Here is a 21,150-nt window from a genome sequence, read left to right on the forward strand (position 1 = left end):
GTACCGCCACCCGGACGGGTGTCGCGACGGTGCGCGACCGGCATCCGCAGCGGCATACAGTATCGCCGTGCCAGGTACCGGTTCGCTGTTCAAGCGTGTGCTCGTGGGTCGCGCGATGCGCAGCGACAAGCTGGGTGACACCCTGCTGCCCAAGCGGCTCGCGCTGCCCATCTTCGCGAGCGACGCGCTCTCGTCGGTCGCCTACGCGCCCGACGAGATCATGCTCATGCTGGGCCTCGCCGGCGGCGCCTTCGCGATGACGCACAGCTGGCAGATCACCATCGCCGTCGTGCTCGTCATGGTCGTCGTCGTGGCGTCGTACCGGCAGAACGTGCGGGCCTACCCCTCGGGCGGCGGCGACTACGAGGTGGCCACCGTCAACCTCGGCCCCAAGGCCGGCCTGACGGTCGCGAGCGCGCTGCTCGTCGACTACGTGCTCACCGTCGCGGTGTCGGTCAGCTCGGGCGTGCAGAACGCCGGCACGGTGCTCGGCTTCGTCCGTGGCAACGAGGTGCCGGTGGCGGTCGGGCTCATCGTCTTCCTCACCGCGATGAACCTGCGCGGCGTGCGCGAGTCGGGCAAGGCCTTCGCGGTGCCGGTCTACGCCTTCATGCTCGCCATCATCGGCATGGGCATCTTCGGCTTCATCCAACACTTCACCGGCAGCCTCACCCCGTCCGAGAGCGCCGACCTCGTACTCGTGCCCGAGGGCGGCGAGGAGATCACGGGGGTGGCGGCGGCCTTCCTGCTGCTGCGCGCCTTCTCGTCGGGCTGCGCGGCCCTCACCGGCGTCGAGGCGATCAGCAACGGCGTGCCGGCGTTCAAGAAGCCCAAGAGCGACAACGCGGCCACGACCCTGCTGCTCATGGGCAGCATCTCGATCGCGATGCTCGCCTCGATCATCACCCTGAGCAACTGGACCGGCATCAAGATCGCCGAGGACCCCGCGACCCAGCTGCTGCGCGACGGCCAGCCGGTCGGCGACGACTACGTGCAGCACACGGCCATCGGCCAGCTCGCCACCTCGGTGTTCGCGAACCTGCCGGTCGGCATCGTCTTCGTCTCGATCGTCACCGGCCTCATCCTCATCCTGGCCGCGAACACCGCCTTCAACGGCTTCCCGGTGCTCGGCTCGATCCTCGCCCGCGACGGGTACCTGCCCCGCCAGCTCTACACCCGCGGCGACCGCCTCGCCTTCAGCAACGGCATCCTCATCCTCGCGGCGGCCGCGATCCTGCTCGTCGTCGTCTTCCGGGCCAACGTCAACGCCCTGCTGCAGCTCTACATCGTCGGTGTGTTCGTCAGCTTCACGACGAGCCAGACCGGCATGGTGCGCCACTGGACCCGGCTGCTGCGCCTCGAGCGCGACCCGAAGGAGCGGGGGCGCATGATGCGCTCGCGCGTCATCAACGGGGTCGGGGCGGCCATGTCGGCCACGGTGCTCATCGTCGTGCTCATCACGAAGTTCCAGGCGGGCGCCCGCTACGCCATCATCGCGATGGCCGTCCTCTTCGTGCTCATGCTCGGCATCCGTCGCCACTACGACCGGGTGCGCAAGGAGCTCGAGATCGACTGGGACGTCGAGCGGCCCATGCTGCCCAGCCACGTGCACGCCATCGTCTGCGTCTCGAAGGTGCACAAGCCGACGATGCGCGCCCTCGCCTACGCCCGCGCCAACCGCCCGAGCTACCTCGAGGCCATCGTCGTCGACGTCGACCACGAGGAGACGCAGGCGCTCATCGACGAGTGGGACCGCCGCCAGATCCCCGTGCCACTCAAGGCGCTGTCGTCGCCGTACCGGCAGATCACGCGGCCGATCCTCGACTACGTGCGCTCGATCCGCAGCGGCAACCCGCGCGACATCGTCACGGTGTACCTGCCGGAGTACGTGCTCGGCAGGTGGTGGGAGCAGGTGCTGCACAACCAGAGCGCCCTGCGCCTCAAGGCCCGTCTGCTCTTCACCCCGGGCGTCATGGTCGTCAGCGTGCCGTGGCAGCTGCAGTCGTCGGAGGGCGCCGAGCGCGAGTGGATCGACGAGCCGCCGGTGAGCGGCTCGGTGCGCGGCGGCAACCTGTGACCTCGGCCTGCGGCGGACGGCGGCCTCGTCGCCGCGAACCGTCCGTGTCCGCCCCCTCGCTCGTCGGCGCCGAGTGGGAGGTCGAGGTCGGCCCCGTCGCGCACGGCGGCTTCTGCATCGCCCGCCACGAGGGCCAGGTCGTCTTCGTGCGCCACGCGCTGCCGGGCGAGCGGGTCCTGGCCCGCGTCACCGAGGGTCGCGTCGGTGACCGCTTCGTGCGGGCGGATGCCGTGTCGGTCGGCCAGGCGTCGCCGCACCGGGTCGTGCCGCCCTGCCCGTGGTCGGGCCCCGGCCGGTGCGGGGGCTGCGACTTCCAGCACGTCGACCTCGCCGAGCAGCGGGCCCTGAAGGCCGCGGTCGTGCGCGAGCAGTTCTCCCGGCTCGCCGGGCTCGACGTCGACGTCGAGGTGGCCGCGGTGCCGGGCGACCACGACGGACTCGACTGGCGCACCCGGGTCGAGTTCGCGGTCGACGGCACCGGCCGGGCGGGGCTGCGGCGCCACCGCTCGCGCGACGTCGTCCCCGTGGAGGACTGCCTCATCGCCACCCGTCCGGTGGTCGGGTCCGGCGTGCTCGACCGGTCGTGGCCCGGCGTGGCCGCGGTCGACGTCATCGACGCCGCCGACCCGGCCGAGCCGGTGCTCGTCCCGGTACCGCTGGAACGGGCTCGCGAGCGGGCTCGGCCCCAGGGCCGGGACCGACGGGGCGGCGACCGTCGCTACCGCGGTCCGCAGCCGGATGCGGGCAGGGACGACGCCGGCGACGGTGGCCTCGTCCGCGAGGTCGTGCGTGACGGCGACTGGTCGGGGGAGTACGCCGTCGCCGCGCGCGGGTTCTGGCAGGTGCACCCCGGCGCCGCCCCGACCTTCCTGCACCGGGTCACCGTCCTGCTCGAGGCGGCCCCCGGCGACCGGGTGCTCGACCTCTACGCCGGCTCGGGCCTGTTCACCGCGCGCCTCGGCGAGCTCGTCGGCCCCGACGGGATAGTGCTCGGCATCGAGGGCGACCGGCGGGCCGTCGAGAACGGTCGGGCCAACACCGGGCACCTGCCCAACGTCGAGTGGCGGGCGGGCCGGGTCGACGCCGAGCTGGCCACCCTCGTCGACCAGGGCGTGGGCGCCGACCTCGCGGTGCTCGACCCGCCGCGCACCGGCGCCGGACCCGAGGTCATCGCGCACCTCGCCGCGCTCGGGGTGCGCCGGGCGGTCTACGTGGCCTGCGACCCGGCCGCGCTCGCGCGCGACGTCGCGACCGCGCTCACCCACGGCTACCGGCTCGCCTCGCTCGAGGCCCACGACGCCTTCCCGATGACCCACCACGTCGAGTGCATCGCGGTGCTCGAGCGAGCCGACTGACCGGCATCCGACCCCTCGCCGGCGAACACACCGAGCAATGAGCAGGTACGCGTGTTGCAACTCGCCGACCTGCGCATTGCTCGGTGTGTTCGCCCGGGCCCGGCCGGGGGTGCCCCCAACGAGGCCGCGACGCGGCCGCGAGAGCATGGGCCCATGTCAGCCCGACCGCCGTTCACCCTGCCCGTCACCGTCCGCTTCTCCGAGATCGACGTCGCCGGGGTCGTGTTCAACTCGCACTACCTCACGTGGTGCGAGGACGCGAAGGTCGGCTTCCTCGACAGCATCGGCTACGACCCCGCCCGCTTCGCCGCCGAGCACCACCTCGCCCTCGTGCGGCACGCCGAGATCGACTGGGTCGTCAGCCTGCGCCCGCTCGACCGCGCCGAGATCCGGGTGACGGTCGACCGGGTCGGCACGTCGTCGTTCACCCTGCGCCACGAGATCTGGCGCACGGGCGCCGACCCCGCCCTCACGGCATCCTGCGTCATCACCTACGTCTGGTTCGACACCCTCGCCGGCGCGAAGATCCCGCTCGACGAGCACGTGCGGGGCGCCCTGAGCGCCGCCTGACCGGGCGCCGTCGAGCCCGTGAGGATGCCGGTCGGCGGGCCGTGACGGCCGGTGGCGCGGGGTGCGTGGCGGGCTGACAATGGGGACGCCGTGTGGTTAGATATATCTTGACGTCAAGATAAATTGAGCAGAGTCGCTGGAAGGAGCCCGTCGTGGGCAGTGTGGACAGCTTCAAGGCCAAGGGGACCCTGGAGGTTCAGGGTCGCCAGTACGAGATCTACCGCCTGGCCGGCATCGAGGGGCAGGAGAACCTGCCGTACAGCCTGAAGGTGCTGCTCGAGAACCTGCTGCGCACCGAGGACGGCGCGAACATCACCGCCGACCACATCCGCGCCCTCGGCGGCTGGGACGAGAACGCCCAGCCCGACACCGAGATCCAGTTCACGCCGGGCCGCGTCATCATGCAGGACTTCACCGGCGTCCCCTGTGTCGTCGACCTCGCCACGATGCGTGAGGCCGTCGCCGGCCTCGGTGGCGACGCCGCCCGCATCAACCCGCTGGCGCCGGCCGAGCTCGTCATCGACCACTCCGTCATCATCGACGTCTTCGGCCGCTCGGACGCCTTCGAGCGCAACGTCGAGATCGAGTACGAGCGCAACCGCGAGCGCTACCAGTTCCTGCGCTGGGGCCAGACCGCCTTCGACGACTTCAAGGTCGTCCCCCCGGGCACCGGCATCGTCCACCAGGTCAACATCGAGCACCTGGCCCGCACGGTCATGGTCCGTGAGATCGACGGCGAGCAGGTCGCCTACCCCGACACGTGCGTCGGCACCGACTCGCACACGACGATGGTCAACGGCCTCGGCGTGCTCGGCTGGGGCGTCGGCGGCATCGAGGCCGAGGCGGCCATGCTCGGCCAGCCCGTCTCGATGCTCATCCCGCGCGTCGTCGGGTTCAAGCTGAGTGGCTCGATCCCCACCGCCGCCACCGCGACCGACGTCGTGCTGACCATCACCGAGATGCTGCGCAAGCACGGCGTCGTCGGCAAGTTCGTCGAGTTCTACGGCGAGGGCGTGGCCCAGGTGCCGCTCGCGAACCGCGCCACCATCGGCAACATGAGCCCCGAGTTCGGATCGACGTGCGCGATCTTCCCGATCGACGACGTCACGCTCGACTACCTGCGCCTCACCGGCCGCTCCGACGAGAGCGTCGCCCTCGTCGAGGCGTACGCCAAGGAGCAGGGTCTCTGGTTGACGGCAGGTCCCGACCAGCCCGAGGCCCGCTACAGCGAGTACCTCGAGCTCGACCTGTCGACGGTCGTGCCCTCGATCGCCGGCCCGAAGCGCCCGCAGGACCGCATCGCGCTCACCGACGCCAAGTCGAGCTTCCGCAAGGTGCTGCCGACCTACGTCGCGCACGACGAGGGCGACGCCGGCACCGGCAGCTCGTTCCCCGCCAGCGACCCCGCGCCGACCGACTCGACCAACGAGGTCAACGGCGGCAGCAAGCCGTCCGACAGCGGCGACGGCTCCGGCCGCCCGTCGAAGAAGGTCACCGTCACCGACAGCACCGGCCGCTCGTTCGAGATCGACCACGGCATCGTCTCGATCGCCTCGATCACGAGCTGCACCAACACCTCGAACCCGTCGGTCATGATGGCGGCCGCGATGCTGGCCAAGAACGCCGTCGAGCGTGGCCTGTCGGTCGCCCCCTGGGTCAAGACGTCGATGGCACCCGGCTCCAAGGTCGTGACGGGCTACTACGACAAGGCCGGCATGTGGCCCTACCTCGAGAAGCTCGGCTTCCACCTCGTCGGCTACGGCTGCACGACGTGCATCGGCAACTCGGGCCCGCTCAACGACGAGATCAGTCAGGCGATCAACGACAACGACCTCGCGGTCACGTCGGTGCTCTCGGGCAACCGCAACTTCGAGGGGCGCATCAACCCCGACGTGAAGATGAACTACCTCGCGAGCCCGCCGCTCGTCATCGCCTACGCCCTCGCCGGCACGATGGACTTCGACTTCGAGACCGAGGCCCTCGGTCAGGACGAGGACGGCAAGGACGTCTTCCTCCGCGACCTCTGGCCGGCCCCGGCCGACGTCGAGGCGACGATCGCGCGCAGCATCGACCAGCAGATGTTCACCGACGACTACGCCGACGTCTTCGCCGGCGACGAGCGGTGGCAGTCGCTGCCCACCCCCGAGGGCGCGACCTTCGACTGGGCCGACGACTCGACGTACGTGCGCAAGCCCCCGTACTTCGACGGCATGACGATGGAGACGACCCCGGTCACCGACATCGACGGTGCGCGGGTGCTGGCCAAGCTCGGTGACTCGGTCACGACCGACCACATCAGCCCGGCCGGCGCCATCAAGGCCGACAGCCCCGCCGGTCGCTACCTCGCCGAGCACGGCATCGAGCGCAAGGACTTCAACTCCTACGGCTCGCGTCGTGGCAACCACGAGGTGATGATCCGCGGCACCTTCGCGAACATCCGCCTGAAGAACCAGCTGCTCGACGGCGTCGAGGGTGGCTTCACCCGCGACTTCACGAAGGACGGCGAGCAGACGAGCATCTACGACGCGGCGCAGAGCTACGCCGCCGCCGGCACCCCGCTCGTCATCCTCTCGGGCAAGGAGTACGGCTCGGGCAGCTCGCGCGACTGGGCGGCCAAGGGCACCAGCCTGCTCGGCGTCCGCGCCGTCATCGCCGAGAGCTACGAGCGGATCCACCGCAGCAACCTCATCGGCATGGGTGTGATCCCGCTGCAGTACCCCGAGGGCGAGAACGCGGAGTCGCTCGGCCTCGAGGGCACGGAGACGTTCTCGATCAGCGGCATCACCGCGCTCAACGAGGGCACGACGCCGCGCACCGTCCACGTGACGGCCGTCAGGACGTCGGGCGAGAGCGTCGAGTTCGACGCCGTCGTGCGCATCGACACCCCCGGCGAGGCCGACTACTACCGCAACGGCGGCATCCTGCAGTACGTCCTGCGGTCGCTCGTCAACAGCTGACCCTCCCGTCGGCCGACCAGGGGCCCGGATGCCGCGACGCGCGGTGACCGGGCCCCTGTCGTCCGTCCCGGGGCGGGTGACATGCTCGTGGGGTGAGCGAGCGACACGTGACCCTGACCGTCTGGGAGGACGAGTTGGACTGGCTCCCGGCCGAACCCGTCGAGCACACCGACGCCTGGGTCGAGGGGGCCGGGCCGGTGCGCTGGTCGGCGAGGCGCTGGGAGTCGCCGGTCGTCGATAGCACGTTCGAGGCGCTCGAGCTCGTCCCGTCGTGGAACGCGCAGACCCCGGCCGGCACGTGGCTACTCGTCGAGGGGCGCGTGCTTCAGGCGTCGGGGTGGAGCCCGTGGCTGACCTTCGCCCGCTGGACCGACGCCGGGGTCGACCCCGACCACGGTGGGGGAGCGATGGTGCGCACGACCGTCAAGGACCAGCCGGTCGAGGGCGGGCGCATGGCCCACGACGCCTTCGTCGCCGACCCCGCGTCACCCTTCTCGGCGTGGCAGGTGCGGCTGACGGCCCTGTCCGAGCGTGACCACGGGCCGTGGCCGACGGTGTCGCTCGTGGCCGCCTGCGTATCGGCCGTCACCGTCGGGGCCGACGAGCCGACCAGCCGACCCGGTGTCGCGCGCGGTGTCGAGATCGCCGTCCCCCCGCACTCGCAGCGGCTGCACGTCGACACCTTCGCCCACTGGGACGAGGGCGGTCAGTCGTGGTGCTCCCCGACGTCGACGACGATGCTGCTCGAGCACTGGGGGCACGCCCCGACCGCGGACGAGACGGCGTGGGTGGGCGACCGCCCGGACCCGGCCGTCGTGCACGCCGTGAGCCGGGTCTACGACGCGGCCTTCGCCGGGGCCGGCAACTGGGCCTTCAACGCCGCCTACGCCGCGACGAGGGGCCTGCGGGCCTACGTCACCCGCCTGCGCGACCTCACCGAGGTCGAGGCGTTCGTCGCCGCCGGGGTGCCCGTCGTCGTGTCGGTCGCCTTCGAGCCGGAGCAGCTCGACGGCGCCGGCTACGGCACCTCGGGCCACCTGCTGACCGTCGTCGGGTTCACGCCCGAGGGTGACGTCGTCTCCAACGACCCCAACAGCCACCGGATCCCGAGCAACGACGAGGTGCGCACGGTCTACCGCCGCGACCAGTTCGAGCGCGTCTGGCTCGGCACCAACGGCGGGATGACCTACGTCATGCACCCGGCCGACCACCCCCTGCCGCCGCCGCCGGCCGAGGCCAACTGGGCCTGACCGGACCGCCCGGCGCAGGGACGGTGCGCCCACCGGGGCAGACTGGGGCCCATGGCAGCGCACGTCCCACCGGGCTGGCCCGAGGGGGTCCCGCCGGCCCACACCCCGGGCTGGCAGGACCGCGCCGTGATGTGGCTGCTCGACGTGTGCCCGCCCGACTACCGGGGCTACAGCGGGTGGCGCAAGCACCCGATCGCCCTCGCCTGGTTGGCCCGTCGCCACCTCGACGGCCAGGTCGGGGCTATGCGCGAGGCCTGGCGCGAGGCCCGGGTCGAGGTCGGCCCGCACGTCCCGCCGGAGGCGCTGACCGAGATCCTGGCCCAGATCGAGGCTGAGGGGATCCGGCTGCTGGCTGCCTCACGCTCGGCTCGGCTGCTGCACGAGGCGCTGCAGGGCAAGGTCTTCGCCCCGCGGCTCTGAGCGTCGACGGGGACCGGGACGACCGGCATCCGACACCGTCGACACCGGGTGCTCACACGACCGGCACGCCGGGCGTGCGGGTCGTGGCGCGCTGGGCACGTAGACTCGACCGACAACCCGATGCGGAGAGGACGAGGCACGCGTGAGCCTGCTCGAGACGATCACGAGCCCAGCGCGGCTCAAGGCGATGGAGCCGAGCCGGCTTCCCGCGTTGGCCGAGGAGATCCGCACGTTCCTCGTCACGGAGGTGTCGAAGACCGGTGGGCACCTCGGGCCCAACCTCGGGGTCGTCGAGCTGACGATCGCGCTGCACCGGGTGTTCGACTCCCCGCGCGACGTCATCGTCTTCGACACCGGTCACCAGTCGTACGTGCACAAGCTGCTCACCGGGCGGCAGGACTTCTCCAAGCTGAAGAAGCAGGGCGGGCTGTCGGGGTACCCGAGCCGCGCCGAGAGCGACCACGACGTCGTCGAGAACTCGCACGCCTCGACCTCACTGTCGTGGGCCGACGGCATCGCCAAGGGGCGCCGGCTGAAGGGCGAGCGCGACCGGCACACCGTCGCCGTCATCGGCGACGGCGCGCTCACCGGCGGCATGGCGTGGGAGGCGATCAACAACATCGCCGTCGACAAGGACCTCCCGCTCGTCATCGTCGTCAACGACAACGAGCGCAGCTACGCCCCGACGATCGGTGGTCTCGCCGAGCACCTCGCGACGCTGCGCACGACGCGCAGCTACGAGCGCGTGCTCGACTGGGGCAAGCAGACGCTCTCGCGCACGCCCGTCGTCGGCGGGGCGATGTTCGAGACGCTGCACGGCGTCAAGAAGGGGATCAAGGACATCGTCGCCCCGCAGGGCATGTTCGAGGACCTCGGCCTCAAGTACGTCGGGCCGGTCGACGGTCACGACATCGAGACGCTCGAGCGCACCCTGGCCAAGGCCCGCGAGTTCGGCGGGCCCGTCATCGTGCACGTGCTGACCCAGAAGGGCCGCGGCTACCAGCCGGCCATCGACGACGCCGCCGACCAGTTCCACAGCGTCGGCAAGATCAACCCCGAGACAGGGCTGCCGTTCGAGGTCGGCGGCCGCATCTGGACCGACGAGTTCAACGCCGAGATGGTCGCCATCGGTGACGAGCGCCCCGATGTCGTCGCTATCACCGCGGCGATGCTCATCCCGGTCGGGCTCGACGGGTTCGCCGCCGCCCACCCCGACCGCGTCTTCGACGTCGGCATCGCCGAGCAGCACGCCGTGACGATGGCATCAGGCCTGGCCTACGCCGGCCTGCACCCGGTCGTCGCGGTGTACGCGACGTTCCTCAACCGCGCCTTTGACCAGCTGCTCATGGACTGCGCCCTGCACCGCGCCGGTGTGACGTTCGTGCTCGACCGGGCGGGCCTGACCGGCAGCGACGGTGCGTCGCACAACGGCATGTGGGACATGTCCCTGACCTCGATGGTGCCGGGGCTGCGGCTCGCGGCGCCGCGTGACGGCGAGCAGGTGCGCGCCCAGCTGCGTGAGGCCGTCGAGGTCGACGACGGCCCGACCGTGCTGCGCTTCCCCAAGGGCGACGTCGCCGACCCGCTGCTCGCGGTGCGCCGTCACGGCGACGTCGACGTCCTCTTCGAGAACGAGGGCGAGGCCGTCGACCTGCTCGTCGTGGGGGTCGGTGCCTTCGCCGGTCTCGCCACGGATGCCGGTGAGAAGATCGCCGCGCACGGTCGCACCGTCCGCGTCGTCGACCCCCGGTGGGTGCTGCCGGTCAGCGACGACGTCGTCGACCTCGCGCGCGCGGCCTCTGCCGTGGCCGTCGTCGAGGACAACCTCGTCAGCGGCGGCGTCGGCGCGGCGGTGACCCTCGCGCTGTCGCAGGCGGGCGTGCAGGTGCCCGTGCACACGTACGGCATCCCGAAGCGGTTCCTCGACCACATGTCGCGCGGCCAGCTGCTCGAGCAGCTCGGCCTCACCGCCGACCAGCTCGTCACGGACCTCGAGTCCCGCCTCTGAACCGTCGGTGAGCCCGGGCAGCCAGGGGGCGTGCAGGTGGGCGACGTAGCGTTGCCTTCATGGAGCTCCGCGACCCCGCCCACGTCGACACCGCACCCCTGGCCGCCCTCGGGCTCGTCGGCGGGTTCCTCGCCGCCAGAGAGACCGGCATCCGGCCCCTCGGAGGCGTCGTGCTCGGCCTCGCCGGGTTCTACGCCGGGAGAAGCTGGCTCGCGCAGTCCGGGCCGGCGGCGACCGCCGGACTGTCGGCGGTCTACCTCGGCGGCTTCGGCGCCTCGCACGTGCTGGCCAAGCGCATCGGCGCCTGGCCCGCGGTGCTCTCCGTCGCCGCGGTCAGCGCGGTCGCGGCCTGGGCCGTGAACGACCGCCACCGCTGAGCCGCTGTCAACTGGCAGATCAGCTGGCGTCGGGTGCTGTCAGAGCGACAGCGGATGCCAGCTGATCCGCCAGTTGATCGCGCACCGGAGCCCGTGACTCAGATGTCGCGGAAGACCTCGATGGTGGCGCCGAGCTTGTTGAGGCGCTCGGCGAGGTCCTCGTAGCCGCGGTTGATGACGTAGACGTTGCGCAGCACCGACGTGCCCGGCGCGGCGAGCATCGCGAGCAGCACGACGACGGCAGGCCGCAGGGCCGGCGGGCAGACGACCTCGGCCGCGCGCCACTTCGTCGGGCCCTCGACGATGACCCGGTGCGGGTCGAGCAGCTGCACGCGCCCGCCGACCTTGGTCAGCTCGGTGAGGTAGATGGCCCGGTTCTCGTACACCCAGTCATGGATCATCGTGCTGCCCTCGGCCACCGCGCCGATGAGCGCGAAGAACGGCAGGTTGTCGATGTTGAGGCCGGGGAAGGGCATCGGGTGGATCTTGTCGGTCGGCGCCTTGAGCGGGCCCGAGATTGTCGTGAGGTCGACGAGGCGGGTCTTGCCGTTGGCCGAGACGTACTCGTCGGAGAGGCGGTACTTCATGCCCATGCCGTCGAGGGTCGAGAGCTCGATCTCGATGAACTCGATCGGCACCCGGCGGATGGTGATCTCGCTGTCGGTGACGACGGCGGCGGCCAGCAGGCTCATGGCCTCGATCGGGTCCTCGCTGGGGGAGTACTCGACGTCGATGTCGATGACGCCCTTGCCGTGCACCGTCAGGGTCGTCGTGCCGATGCCGTCGATGCGCACGCCGAGCTTCTCGAGGAAGAAGCAGAGGTCCTGCACCATGTAGTTCGGGCTGGCGTTGCGGATGACCGTCGTGCCCTCGTACCGCGCGGCTGCCATGAGGACGTTCTCGGTCACGGTGTCGCCGCGCTCGGTGAGGACGATCGCGCGCTGCGGGTTGACGCTGCGATCGGAGCGCGCCTCGTAGAACCCGTGGGTCGCCGTGACCTCGAGGCCGAACGCGCGCAGCGCCGACAGGTGCGGCTCGACGGTGCGGGTACCGAGGTCGCAGCCGCCGGCGTAGGGCAGCTCGAATGCGTCGTAGTCGTGCAGCAGCGGACCGAGGAACATGATGACCGTGCGCGTACGGCGGGCGGCCGCGACGTCGATCGAGTCGAGGTCGAGGCGGGCCGGGGGCGTGATCTCGAGGTCGCTGCTGTCGGGCAGCCAGCGGGTCTTGACCCCGAGTGAGCCGAGCACCTCGAGGATGCGGTTGACCTCCTCGATGCGCGCGAGGTTGCGCAGTGTCGTGCGGCCGCGGTTGAGCAGCGAGGCGCAGAGCAGCGCGACGGCCGCGTTCTTCGAGGTCTTGACGTCGATCGAGCCGGACAGGCGCTGCCCGCCCACGATGCGCAGGTGCTGCGGGCCGGAGTGGCCGAGGCTGACGAACTCGGAGTCGAGCGCGTCACCGATCTTGGCCAGCATGTCCAGGCTGAGGTTCTGGCGCCCCTGCTCAATGCGCGCGACCGCGCTCTGCGAGGTGGCCAGCAGCTCGGCGAGGTCGTTCTGCGTCATGCCCTTGTGGCGCCGGGCGTCGCGGATGAGACCGCCGATACGGGTGAGGTAGGTCTGGGTCACGCCGACGAATGTAACTCATATATGAGATACCCACGAATCGCCGCGCCCGACGTGGCCCGGTTCGTCACCAGTCGTGCCACGGTCTGTGACCCGCGAAACGGCCGAGGATGCCGGTGCGCTCGGTCAGCGCACCGGCATCCTCACGTCGTGGTCGAGGCCCGGGGGCAAGCGCCTCAGCCGCGGGCGGCCACCTGCGCCACGCCCGGCGGGAGGAAGCGCGTGCCGGTGACGGCCTCGGCGACCCCGGTACGGTCGAGCAGCGGCGTGAGGCCGCCGTTCCAGAACTGGAAGCCGGCGCCGGTGATCATGGCGAGGTCGAGGTCCTTGGGGCTGGCGACGACGCCCTCGTCAAGCATCCGCCGCGCCTCGTCGGCGAGCACGCGGAGCACCCGCTCGCGCACCGCGGCCACGTCGAGCACGACCGGGTCGGCCGGCGTCTCGACGAGCTCGAGCACCTCGGGGTCGAGCACGGGGCGCCCCGACGAGAGGTCGTAGAAGCCGCGACGGCCCGACTCGACGACCCGCTTGAGCGTCGGCGACGCCCAGAACCGGTCCGGGAAGGCCCGCACGAGCGTCTCGCCGTTGTGCAGGGCGATGGCCGGTCCGACGAGGCCGATGAGCACGAACGGCGGCATCGGGGCCAGGCCGGCGAAGGCCCGGTCGACGACCTCGATGGGAGTGCCCTCGTCGACGATGCGGGCGGCCTCGCCCATGAAGCGACCGAGCAAGCGGTTGACGACGAAGCTGGGCCGGTCGGCCGCGCGGATGCACGTCTTGCGCAGGGAGGCGCCGACGGCGAAGGCGGTGGCGAGGGTCGCCTCGTCGGTGTGCTCGCCCGGGATCACCTCGAGCAGTGGCATGACCGCGACGGGGTTGAAGAAGTGCAGCCCGACGACCCGCTCGGGGTGCTGGAGCCGTGAGCCCATCTCGGTCACCGATAGGCTCGAGGTGTTGGTCGCCAGGACGCACTCGGCGCCGACGACGGCCTCGACCTCGGCGAACACCTGCTGCTTGACGGCCATCTCCTCGAAAACGGCCTCGATCACCAGGTCGGCGTCGGCGAAGCCCGCCTTGTCGACCGAGCCCGTGACGAGCCGGCTCAGGCGACGCAGCCGGTCGGGGGACAGTCGTCCCTTGCCGGCGAGCTTCTCGAGCTCGGCGTGCACGTAGCCGACGCCCTGGGCCAGCCTGGCCTCGTCGACGTCGGTCAGCACGACCGGCACCTGCAGGCGCTGCACCACGAGCAGGGCCAGCTGCCCGGCCATGAGCCCGGCACCGACGATGCCGACCTTGGTCACCGTCCGGGCCAGGGAGCGGTCCGGGGCACCCGCGGGGCGCTTGGCCCGCTTCTGGACGAGGTCGAAGGCGTAGAGCCCGGCGCGCAGCTCGTCGCTCATGATGAGGTCGGCCAGGGCGTCGTCCTCGGCGGCGAAACCCTCCTCGCGGGTCGCGGTGCGAGCCGCGGCGAGCAGGTCGAGTGCGACGTACGGGCTGCGCGCCTGACGGCCGGTCTTCGCGTCGGCCAGCGCCCGGGCCTTGGCGACGGCCGCGGACCAGGCGGCCTCGTCACGGTCGACGCCGGGTCGCTCGACGACGACCTCGCCGCCGAGCACGCGCGCGGCCCACGCGACCGACTCCTCGATGAAGTCGGCGGGCTCGAGCAGCACGTCCGACAGGCCGAGGCGGTGGGCCTCGGGCCCCTTGAGCATGCGGTTCTGGGCCAGCGGGTTCTCGACGACGACGGTGAGCGCCCGCTCGATGCCGACGAGGTTCGGCAGGCGCCAGCAGCCGCCCCAGCCGGGGACGAGGCCGAGGAAGACCTCGGGCAGCGCGACGGCGGGGACACCGGCGCTCATCGTGCGGTACCTCGCCGAGAGGGCGAGCTCGAGCCCGCCGCCCATGACCGCGCCGTTGACGAACGCGAAGGTCGGCACCGGCAGGTCCTCGAAGGCGGCGAAGGCGGCGTGCCCGGCCCGGGCGATCTCGAGCGCCTGCTCGCGCGCCGTGACGTGGGGGACGCCCGACAGGTCTGCCCCGACGGCGAAGACGAACGGCTTGCCGGTCACCGCGACCGCGGTGATCTCGGCCGCGGCGGCCCGGCGGTGCAGGGCCTCGAGCACCGACGCCAGCTCGGCGAGGGACGCGGGGCCGAACGTGTTGGGTCGCGTGTGGTCGTGCCCGTTGTCGAGGGTGATGAGCGCCAGCGTGCCGGCACCGCCGGGCAGCGCGACGTCGCGCACCAGACTGTGGGTGACGACCTCGGTCGCAAAATCGGTTGCGCTGCTGGGCTTCTCGGTGGTCGCGGTCACGCGACGACCTCCTTCGCGTCGGAGTCGGTGCTGGCCCGGTAGGCCTCGTGGTGCGGGTTCTCCCAGACGACGGCGCCGCCCATGCCGATGCCGATGCACATGGCGGTGAGGCCGTACCGCACCTCGGGGTGCGCCTCGAACTGGCGGGCCAGCTGGGTCATCAGGCGCACGCCCGAGCTGGCGAGCGGGTGCCCGGTCGCGATGGCGCCGCCGTACTCGTTGACGCGCGGGTCGTCGTCGGCGATCCCGAAGTGGTCGAGGAAGGCGAGCACCTGCACGGCGAAGGCCTCGTTGAGCTCGAAGAGGCCGATGTCCTCGATGCCGAGACCGGCCTTGGCCAGTGCCTTCTCGGTGGCGGGCACCGGCCCGACACCCATGACCTCGGGCTCGACGCCGACGTAGGCGAACGAGACGAGGCGCATGCGCACGGGCAGCCCCAGCTCGGCGGCGGCCTCCTCCGACGCGAGCAGGCAGGCGGTCGCGCCGTCGTTGAGCCCGGCGGCGTTGCCGGCGGTGACGTTGCCGTGCGGCCGGAACGGCGTCTTGAGGGCGGCGAGGTCGTCGACGGTCGTCCCGGGCCGCGGCGGCTCGTCGACGGTGGCCAGCCCCCAGCCCTGCTCCGCGTGCCGGGTGGCCACGGTGACGAGGTCGGGCTGGATGTGGCCGTCGGCGTACGCCTTCGCGAGCTTGTCCTGGCTGCCGACGGCGAAGGCGTCGGCGCGCTCCTTGGTCAGGTGCGGGAAGCGGTCGTGGAGGTTCTCGGCGGTCTTGCCCATGACGAGGGCGTCGGGGTCGACGACGCGCTCGGCGACGATGCGCGGGTTGGGGTCCACGCCTTCGCCCATCGGGTGGCGGCCCATGTGCTCGACGCCTCCGGCGATGGCGACGTCGAGCGCCCCGAAGGCGATCGAGGACGCCGTCGTCGTGACGGCCGTCATGGCGCCCGCGCACATGCGGTCGACAGAGTAGCCGGGCGTCGTGTTCGGCAGGCCGGCCAGAAGCGCGGCCGTGCGCCCCAGGGTCAGGCCCTGGTCACCGATCTGGGTCGTGGCGGCGACCGCCACCTCCTCGACGCGCTCCTTCGGCAGGGACGGGTGTCGGTGCAGCAGCTCGCGGATGCAGCGCACGACGAGGTCGTCGGCGCGGGTCTGGGCGTACATGCCCTTCTCACCCGCCTTGCCGAAGGGGGTGCGGACGCCGTCGACGAAGACGACCTCTGAGAGCGGACGGGGCACGGTGCCTCCAATGACGACGGGCGGACACCGGCATCCTACTTCTCGGTAACTTGGATGCCGGTCGCACCCGTCCGCGCCCGTCGTGGCGGTCGTCACACCGCCGGGGTGTCAGCCCGCGAGCACCGGGTGCTCGCGGCAGGCGAGCGAGATGAGCGGCGCCGTGATCGTCGTCTGCCAACGCCGGGCACCGAGCGCCTGCAGCGCGGCGGCGACGTCGTCGGTCGTCGGGGCGGCCGGTCCGTCCCAGAGGAAACGGCGCAGCAGGTCGGGTGTCAGCAGGTTCTCGACCGGCACGGCGAGCTCGCCGCTGACGGCGGTGAGCAGCTCGCGCGCGCGGGCCACCCGGGCGGCGGCCACCGGGTCGCGGTCGGCCCAGGCCTTGATCGGCGGCGGGCCGGAGGGCGGCAGCGTGAGCGGGGGCAGGTCGGACTCCGGCAGCTCGAGCGCCCGGGTGAGGGCCGCGAGCAGGGCGTCGTGGTGCCGCCGGATGGACCGGGCCAGACGCCCGTCGGGGGAGGACAGCGACCGTGGTGGCTTCGTCGCGCGCTGGTTGGCGATGGCGATCTCGCTGATGGCGGCGTCGGGCACGACCCGGCCCGGCGCGACGTCGCGGTCACGGGCGATGCGGTCGCGCTCGAGCCAGAGCTCGTGCACGACCGCGAGGCCACGGCGCCCCCGCACCTTGTGCATGCCGGACGTCCGCCGCCACGGGTCGACCCGTGGCTCGGGCCCGGTGAAGCCGAGCAGGCTCTCGAACTCCTCGGCCGCCCAGGCGGCCTTGCCCTGCGCCTGCAGGTCGGCGGCGACGGCGTCACGCAGGCGGCCGAGCACCTCGACGTCGAGGGCGGCGTAGAGCAGCCACGGCTCGGGCAGCGGCCGGGTCGACCAGTCGACGGCCGAGTGCTCCTTGGCGAGTGACAGCCCGAGGTAGTGCTCGACCATCGCGCCGAGGCCGACGCGGGGGAGTCCGGCGAGGCGGCCGCCCAGCTCGGTGTCGAACAGCGCCTTGGGGCGGAGGTTCACCTCGGTGAGGCAGGGGAGGTCCTGGGTCGCCGCGTGCAGGATCCACTCGGCGTCGCCGATCGCGTCCTGTACCGGGCTGAGGTCGGGGCACGTGATGGGGTCGATGAGGAAGCTGCCGGAGCCCTCACGGCGCAGCTGCACGAGGTAGGCGCGCTGCCCGTACCGGTAGCCCGAGGCGCGCTCGGCGTCGACCCCGATCGGGCCGTGACCCTCCCGGATGCGGCGGGCGACCTCGTCGAGGCCGCGCTCGGTCGAGACGACGTCGGGTACGCCGTCGCGCGGGTGGGTCAGGGCGACGAGCGGTGGGGTGAGCGACTGGGCGACCGGCTCGGCCTCGGCGGCCGACGCGGCACCCGACCCAGCGGAGTGTTCGGCGCCCGGCTGACCGGCATCCGGCTCGACTGAGTCGATGACGGGCTCGGCGACGTCGGGTTCGAGGGCGACGGGACGGGCGGCGGGTTCGGTCACCGGCGCTGCCCCGGCAGCGGGACGACGCCGTCGGGGAGGGGCGGGATGCCGCCGACCGTGCACAGCATGTCGGCCCAGGCGCGCAGGTGGTCGGTGACCGCACCCTCGGCGGGCGACCACGAGGCGCGGATCTCCATCTCGACGCTCGCCTCGCGCTCGGCCAGACCGGCGAAGCTCTCGGAGACGACGCGGGTCACGGTGCCGGCCTCGGCCGCCCACGTGAGGTCTCGCGCCGCGAGCGACTCGGTGAGCCACGACCAGCCGACGGCCCCGAGCATGGGGTCACCGGCGAGCTCGGGCTCGAGCTCGGCCCGGGCGAAGGTGACGATGCGCCAGGCACCCTCCCAGGCCTCGGGACAGGAGGGGTCGTGCAGCAGCACGAAACGACCGGTGGCGAGGTCCTCGTCGGGGTCGGTCGGGTCGATGACGTCGGCGGTGAGGGCGGCCGCGTGGGGCGCGATGCGCGTCGGCGCGGGCACCTCGGTCAGGCGCACCTCGGCCCGGAGCCGGACGTCGCGCAGCGACGACAGCGTCCTGGCGAACACCGCGCCGTGGCCCGGCATCGTTCTCGTGTGCACCCGACGACGATAAGCCGGGGCGGCGCGATCTGTCCTCAGGGCGCGCCGACGGCGCGTCCGGGCGCGACACGCCGACGTGGCACCATGGACCGGTGCCGACGACAGCCCCGACGACCCCGCGTGACCTGACCAGAGACAGCGACCTCGTCAGGGCGGCCCGGCGGCAGGACGTCGGTCGCACGCCGGTCTGGTTCATGCGGCAGGCCGGGCGCTCGCTGCCCGAGTACCGCGCCGTGCGCGAGGGCATCCCGATGCTCGAGTCGTGCATGCGCCCCGAGCTCGTCACCGAGATCACCCTGCAGCCGGTGCGCCGGCACGGGGTCGACGCCGCCATCTTCTTCAGCGACATCGTCGTCCCGCTCAAGGCCGTGGGGGTCGACCTCGACATCGTCCCGGGCGTCGGGCCCGTCGTGGCCGCCCCGGTGCGCACCCGCGCCGACCTCGACCGCCTGCCCGAGCTGACGCCCGACCACGTCCCCTACATCACGGATGCCGTCGAGCAGCTGACGCGTGAGCTCGGCCCGACCCCGCTCATCGGGTTCGCCGGCGCCCCCTTCACGCTGGCGTCCTATCTCGTCGAGGGCGGCCCGTCGAAGAACCACGAGCGCACCAAGGCCCTCATGCACGGCGACCCCGAGCTGTGGGCCGACCTGTGCGCCCGGCTGGCCCAGATCTCCGGCGCCTTCCTGCGGGTGCAGGCGTCGGCCGGCGCGAGCGCGGTGCAGCTGTTCGACTCGTGGGTCGGGGCGCTCTCGCGTGCCGACTACGTGGCCCACGTGCAGCGTCACTCGGCGGCCGCGCTCGCGGCCGTGGACGACCTCGACGTGCCGCGCATCCACTTCGGTGTCGGCACCGGCGAGCTGCTCGACCTCATGGGGGAGGCGGGTGCCGACGTCGTGGGCGTCGACTTCCGGGTGTCGCTGTCCGACGCCACGCGTCGGCTCGGCCCGTCCTACGCGGTGCAGGGCAACCTCGACCCGGCCCTGCTCTTCGCGCCCTGGCCGGCGCTCGAGCGCCGGGTGCGCGAGATCGTCGAAGAGGGTCGGCAGGCGCCGGGCCACATCTTCAACCTCGGCCACGGCGTGCTGCCCGACGTCGACCCCGACGTGCTGACGCGGGTGACGGCGCTCGTGCACGAGTGCTCCACCCGCTCATGACGACGACCGCGTCGAGTAACGAGACCGCGGCGGCGACCAGCCCGTCGGTCGCCCGCTCCAGCCTGACCATGTTCGGCGGGTCGGTGGCCTCGAGGGTGCTCGGTGTCGTGCGCAACGGGCTGCTCACCGCCATCGTCGGGGCCGGGCTCGCGGGCGACGCCTTCTCGATCGCGAACACCCTGCCGAACGTGCTCTACGTGCTGGCGGCGGGCGGCATCCTCAACGCCGTTCTCATCCCGGCCCTGGCCCGCGCGATGAAGCTCGACGACGGCGGGCAGGAGTTCACCGACCGCGTCATCACGGTCGCGCTCGTCGGCATGGCCGTCATCACCGCGGTCGTCATGGCGGGCGCCGGGCTCTTCGTCACCCTGCTCGCCGGCGAGCAGAGCCCCGACTTCAAGCGCCTCGCGATCGCCTTCTCGCTCATCTGCCTGCCGCAGATCTTCTTCTACGGACTCTTCGCCCTGCTGGGCCAGATCCTCAACGCCCGCGGGCGGTTCGGGGCCTTCGCCTGGGCTCCCTTCGTCGCCAACGTCGTCGCGGTGCTCGGGCTGCTCACCTTCCTCGTCGTGCATCCCAAGCCCGGCCCCCGCCCGGGCAGCCCGCCCGGGGCGCCGCTCGAGCCGACGCAGTGGACGCCCGGCATGATCTGGCTCTTCGCCGGGTCGGCGACGCTGTCGGTCGTCGTGCAGGCGCTGTGGCTCGTGCCGGCCCTGCGCCGCACCGGGTTCCGCTACCGGCCGCGCTGGGGGCTGCGCGGCGTCGGACTCGGCGGTGTCAGCCGCCTCGCGCTCTGGGCCTTCACGGGCCTCGCCGTCTCGCAGCTCGGCTTCTTCATCTCGCAGGGCACGCTGAACCGGGCCACCGCGGAGGCCAAGGAGATCGGGCTGGGCGAGGTCGCGCGCGGTCCCGCGGCATCCGGCATCGCCTTCACCCTGTTCATGCTGCCGCACGCCTTCATCACGGTGTCCGTCATCACCGCGCTGTTCCCGCGGTTCTCCAGGGCCGCCGCCGACGGTGACCGCGAGCAGCTGGGGCGCGACTTCCGTACCGGTCTCGTCATGCCGCTCGTCGCGACCGTGCCGGTCATGGTCGGGGTCATGGTGCTCTCGCGCCCGGTCGTGGCGCTGCTCAACCCCGGGATCGACCAGCGCTCGGTCGACGTCGCCGCCGCGACGCTCGTCATCATGATCCTCGGCATCGTGCCGTTCGGCGTCGACCTGCTCTGCTACCGCATGTTCTTCGCCCTCGAGGACGGCCGCCCGACCGTGCTCATGCAGGTGCTGCTCACCGGCACGAGCGCCGTGGCCGCCCTGCTGACGCTGCGCTTCAGCCCCGTCGCGGCCATCGGCATCATGGCCATGGGCCAGACCGTCGGCAACGTGATCAGCTCGGGCACCGGGCTCATGCTGCTGCGACGTCGTCTCGGCACTCTCGGGCTGACGGTCGTCGTCGACACCGTGGCCCGCATCGGGGTCGCTGCCGCCGTCGCCGGTCTCGTCGCCTGGGGCGCCACGATGGTCGTCGAGCCCTTCACCGTCGGCTCGGTCGAGTCGGGGGCGTCCGTGCTGCGCCGCATGTTCGCCAGCGCCGTCGAGATCGGCCTCGTGGGGCTCGTGCTCGTCGTGGTCTACCTGCTCGTCGCGCACGCCCTGAAGGTGCGCGAGGTGCGCCAGCTCACCGCCATGGTGCGCTCGCGCGTCGCCGGCTGACCCCGCAGGGCCGCGACGCCGGCGAG

15 protein-coding genes are annotated in these 21,150 nt (G+C 72.2%); 10 read left to right on the plus strand and 5 right to left on the minus strand.

Annotation, left to right across the window (positions count from 1 at the left end; genetic code table 11):
• Nucleotides 1-115: 115 nt before the first annotated feature.
• The 8 genes from DFJ68_RS06410 (at nucleotide 116) to DFJ68_RS06445 (ending at nucleotide 11,014) form a co-directional block, all read left to right on the plus strand.
• Entirely contained in the window at nucleotides 116-2,077 is a 1,962-nt protein-coding gene (locus tag DFJ68_RS06410; RefSeq protein WP_121035152.1) for an APC family permease, read from the plus strand.
• Nucleotides 2,078-2,121: 44 nt separating this feature from the next.
• Nucleotides 2,122-3,432 (plus strand): class I SAM-dependent RNA methyltransferase, encoded by a 1,311-nt coding sequence (locus DFJ68_RS06415; protein ID WP_121031980.1) that lies wholly within the window; start codon nucleotides 2,122-2,124, stop codon nucleotides 3,430-3,432.
• A gap of 153 nt (nucleotides 3,433-3,585) precedes the next feature.
• Nucleotides 3,586-4,002: an acyl-CoA thioesterase gene (locus tag DFJ68_RS06420; protein WP_121031982.1), complete on the plus strand. Its 417-nt coding sequence runs from the start codon at nucleotides 3,586-3,588 to the stop codon at nucleotides 4,000-4,002.
• Nucleotides 4,003-4,154: 152 nt separating this feature from the next.
• A complete protein-coding gene (acnA, locus tag DFJ68_RS06425; protein ID WP_121031984.1) occupies nucleotides 4,155-6,959 on the plus strand; it encodes an aconitate hydratase AcnA in 2,805 nt (934 codons plus the stop codon).
• A gap of 92 nt (nucleotides 6,960-7,051) precedes the next feature.
• Nucleotides 7,052-8,209, plus strand: coding sequence for a peptidase C39 family protein (locus DFJ68_RS06430; RefSeq protein WP_121031987.1), 1,158 nt, complete (start codon nucleotides 7,052-7,054; stop codon nucleotides 8,207-8,209).
• 51 nt (nucleotides 8,210-8,260) lie between these two features.
• Entirely contained in the window at nucleotides 8,261-8,629 is a 369-nt protein-coding gene (locus DFJ68_RS06435; protein ID WP_121031989.1) for a hypothetical protein, read from the plus strand.
• A gap of 142 nt (nucleotides 8,630-8,771) precedes the next feature.
• Nucleotides 8,772-10,637, plus strand: coding sequence for a 1-deoxy-D-xylulose-5-phosphate synthase (gene dxs / locus DFJ68_RS06440; protein ID WP_121031991.1), 1,866 nt, complete (start codon nucleotides 8,772-8,774; stop codon nucleotides 10,635-10,637).
• A 59-nt stretch (nucleotides 10,638-10,696) separates the two neighbouring features.
• A complete protein-coding gene (locus tag DFJ68_RS06445; protein ID WP_121031993.1) occupies nucleotides 10,697-11,014 on the plus strand; it encodes a hypothetical protein in 318 nt (105 codons plus the stop codon).
• 98 nt (nucleotides 11,015-11,112) lie between these two features.
• Here the strand turns inward: DFJ68_RS06445 and DFJ68_RS06450 are convergent, their stop codons facing one another.
• The 5 genes from DFJ68_RS06450 to DFJ68_RS06470 form a co-directional block, all read right to left on the minus strand.
• Nucleotides 11,113-12,642, minus strand: a complete 1,530-nt coding sequence (locus tag DFJ68_RS06450) for a helix-turn-helix domain-containing protein (protein ID WP_121031995.1) — start codon at nucleotides 12,640-12,642, stop codon at nucleotides 11,113-11,115.
• A 173-nt stretch (nucleotides 12,643-12,815) separates the two neighbouring features.
• Nucleotides 12,816-14,951 carry a 3-hydroxyacyl-CoA dehydrogenase NAD-binding domain-containing protein gene (locus tag DFJ68_RS06455; RefSeq protein ID WP_121031997.1) on the minus strand — a complete coding sequence of 712 codons (2,136 nt, stop codon included), beginning with the start codon at nucleotides 14,949-14,951 and terminating at the stop codon, nucleotides 12,816-12,818.
• On the minus strand, nucleotides 14,948-16,186 hold the full coding sequence (locus DFJ68_RS06460) for a thiolase family protein (RefSeq protein WP_121031998.1): 1,239 nt from the start codon (nucleotides 16,184-16,186) through the stop codon (nucleotides 14,948-14,950). The genes DFJ68_RS06455 and DFJ68_RS06460 overlap by 4 nt, the downstream gene beginning before the upstream one ends.
• Nucleotides 16,187-16,294: 108 nt before the next feature.
• Entirely contained in the window at nucleotides 16,295-17,677 is a 1,383-nt protein-coding gene (locus DFJ68_RS06465; protein ID WP_338067409.1) for an HRDC domain-containing protein, read from the minus strand.
• Nucleotides 17,674-18,255 (minus strand): DUF3000 domain-containing protein, encoded by a 582-nt coding sequence (locus DFJ68_RS06470; protein ID WP_245963506.1) that lies wholly within the window; start codon nucleotides 18,253-18,255, stop codon nucleotides 17,674-17,676. The genes DFJ68_RS06465 and DFJ68_RS06470 overlap by 4 nt, the downstream gene beginning before the upstream one ends.
• A gap of 92 nt (nucleotides 18,256-18,347) precedes the next feature.
• Between DFJ68_RS06470 and hemE the strand changes: the two genes are divergently transcribed.
• The gene (gene hemE / locus DFJ68_RS06475) at nucleotides 18,348-19,412 is read left to right on the plus strand and encodes a uroporphyrinogen decarboxylase (protein WP_121032003.1); all 1,065 of its coding nucleotides are present in this window, start codon (nucleotides 18,348-18,350) and stop codon (nucleotides 19,410-19,412) included.
• Nucleotides 19,409-21,124, plus strand: a complete 1,716-nt coding sequence (gene murJ / locus DFJ68_RS06480) for a murein biosynthesis integral membrane protein MurJ (RefSeq protein WP_121035154.1) — start codon at nucleotides 19,409-19,411, stop codon at nucleotides 21,122-21,124. The genes hemE and murJ overlap by 4 nt, the downstream gene beginning before the upstream one ends.
• The last annotated feature ends 26 nt before the right edge of the window (nucleotides 21,125-21,150 follow it).

The sequence above is a fragment of the Terracoccus luteus genome, from assembly GCF_003635045.1.
GTDB lineage: Bacteria > Actinomycetota > Actinomycetes > Actinomycetales > Dermatophilaceae > Terracoccus > Terracoccus luteus.

Coding starts and splice junctions, on each gene's coding strand:
- DFJ68_RS06420 (WP_121031982.1), top strand. CDS start 3,586: ATGTCAGCCCGACCGCCGTTCACCCTGCCCGTCACCGTCCGCTTCTCC.
- murJ (WP_121035154.1), top strand. CDS start 19,409: ATGACGACGACCGCGTCGAGTAACGAGACCGCGGCGGCGACCAGCCCG.
- DFJ68_RS06435 (WP_121031989.1), top strand. CDS start 8,261: ATGGCAGCGCACGTCCCACCGGGCTGGCCCGAGGGGGTCCCGCCGGCC.
- DFJ68_RS06410 (WP_121035152.1), top strand. CDS start 116: ATGCGCAGCGACAAGCTGGGTGACACCCTGCTGCCCAAGCGGCTCGCG.
- DFJ68_RS06445 (WP_121031993.1), top strand. CDS start 10,697: ATGGAGCTCCGCGACCCCGCCCACGTCGACACCGCACCCCTGGCCGCC.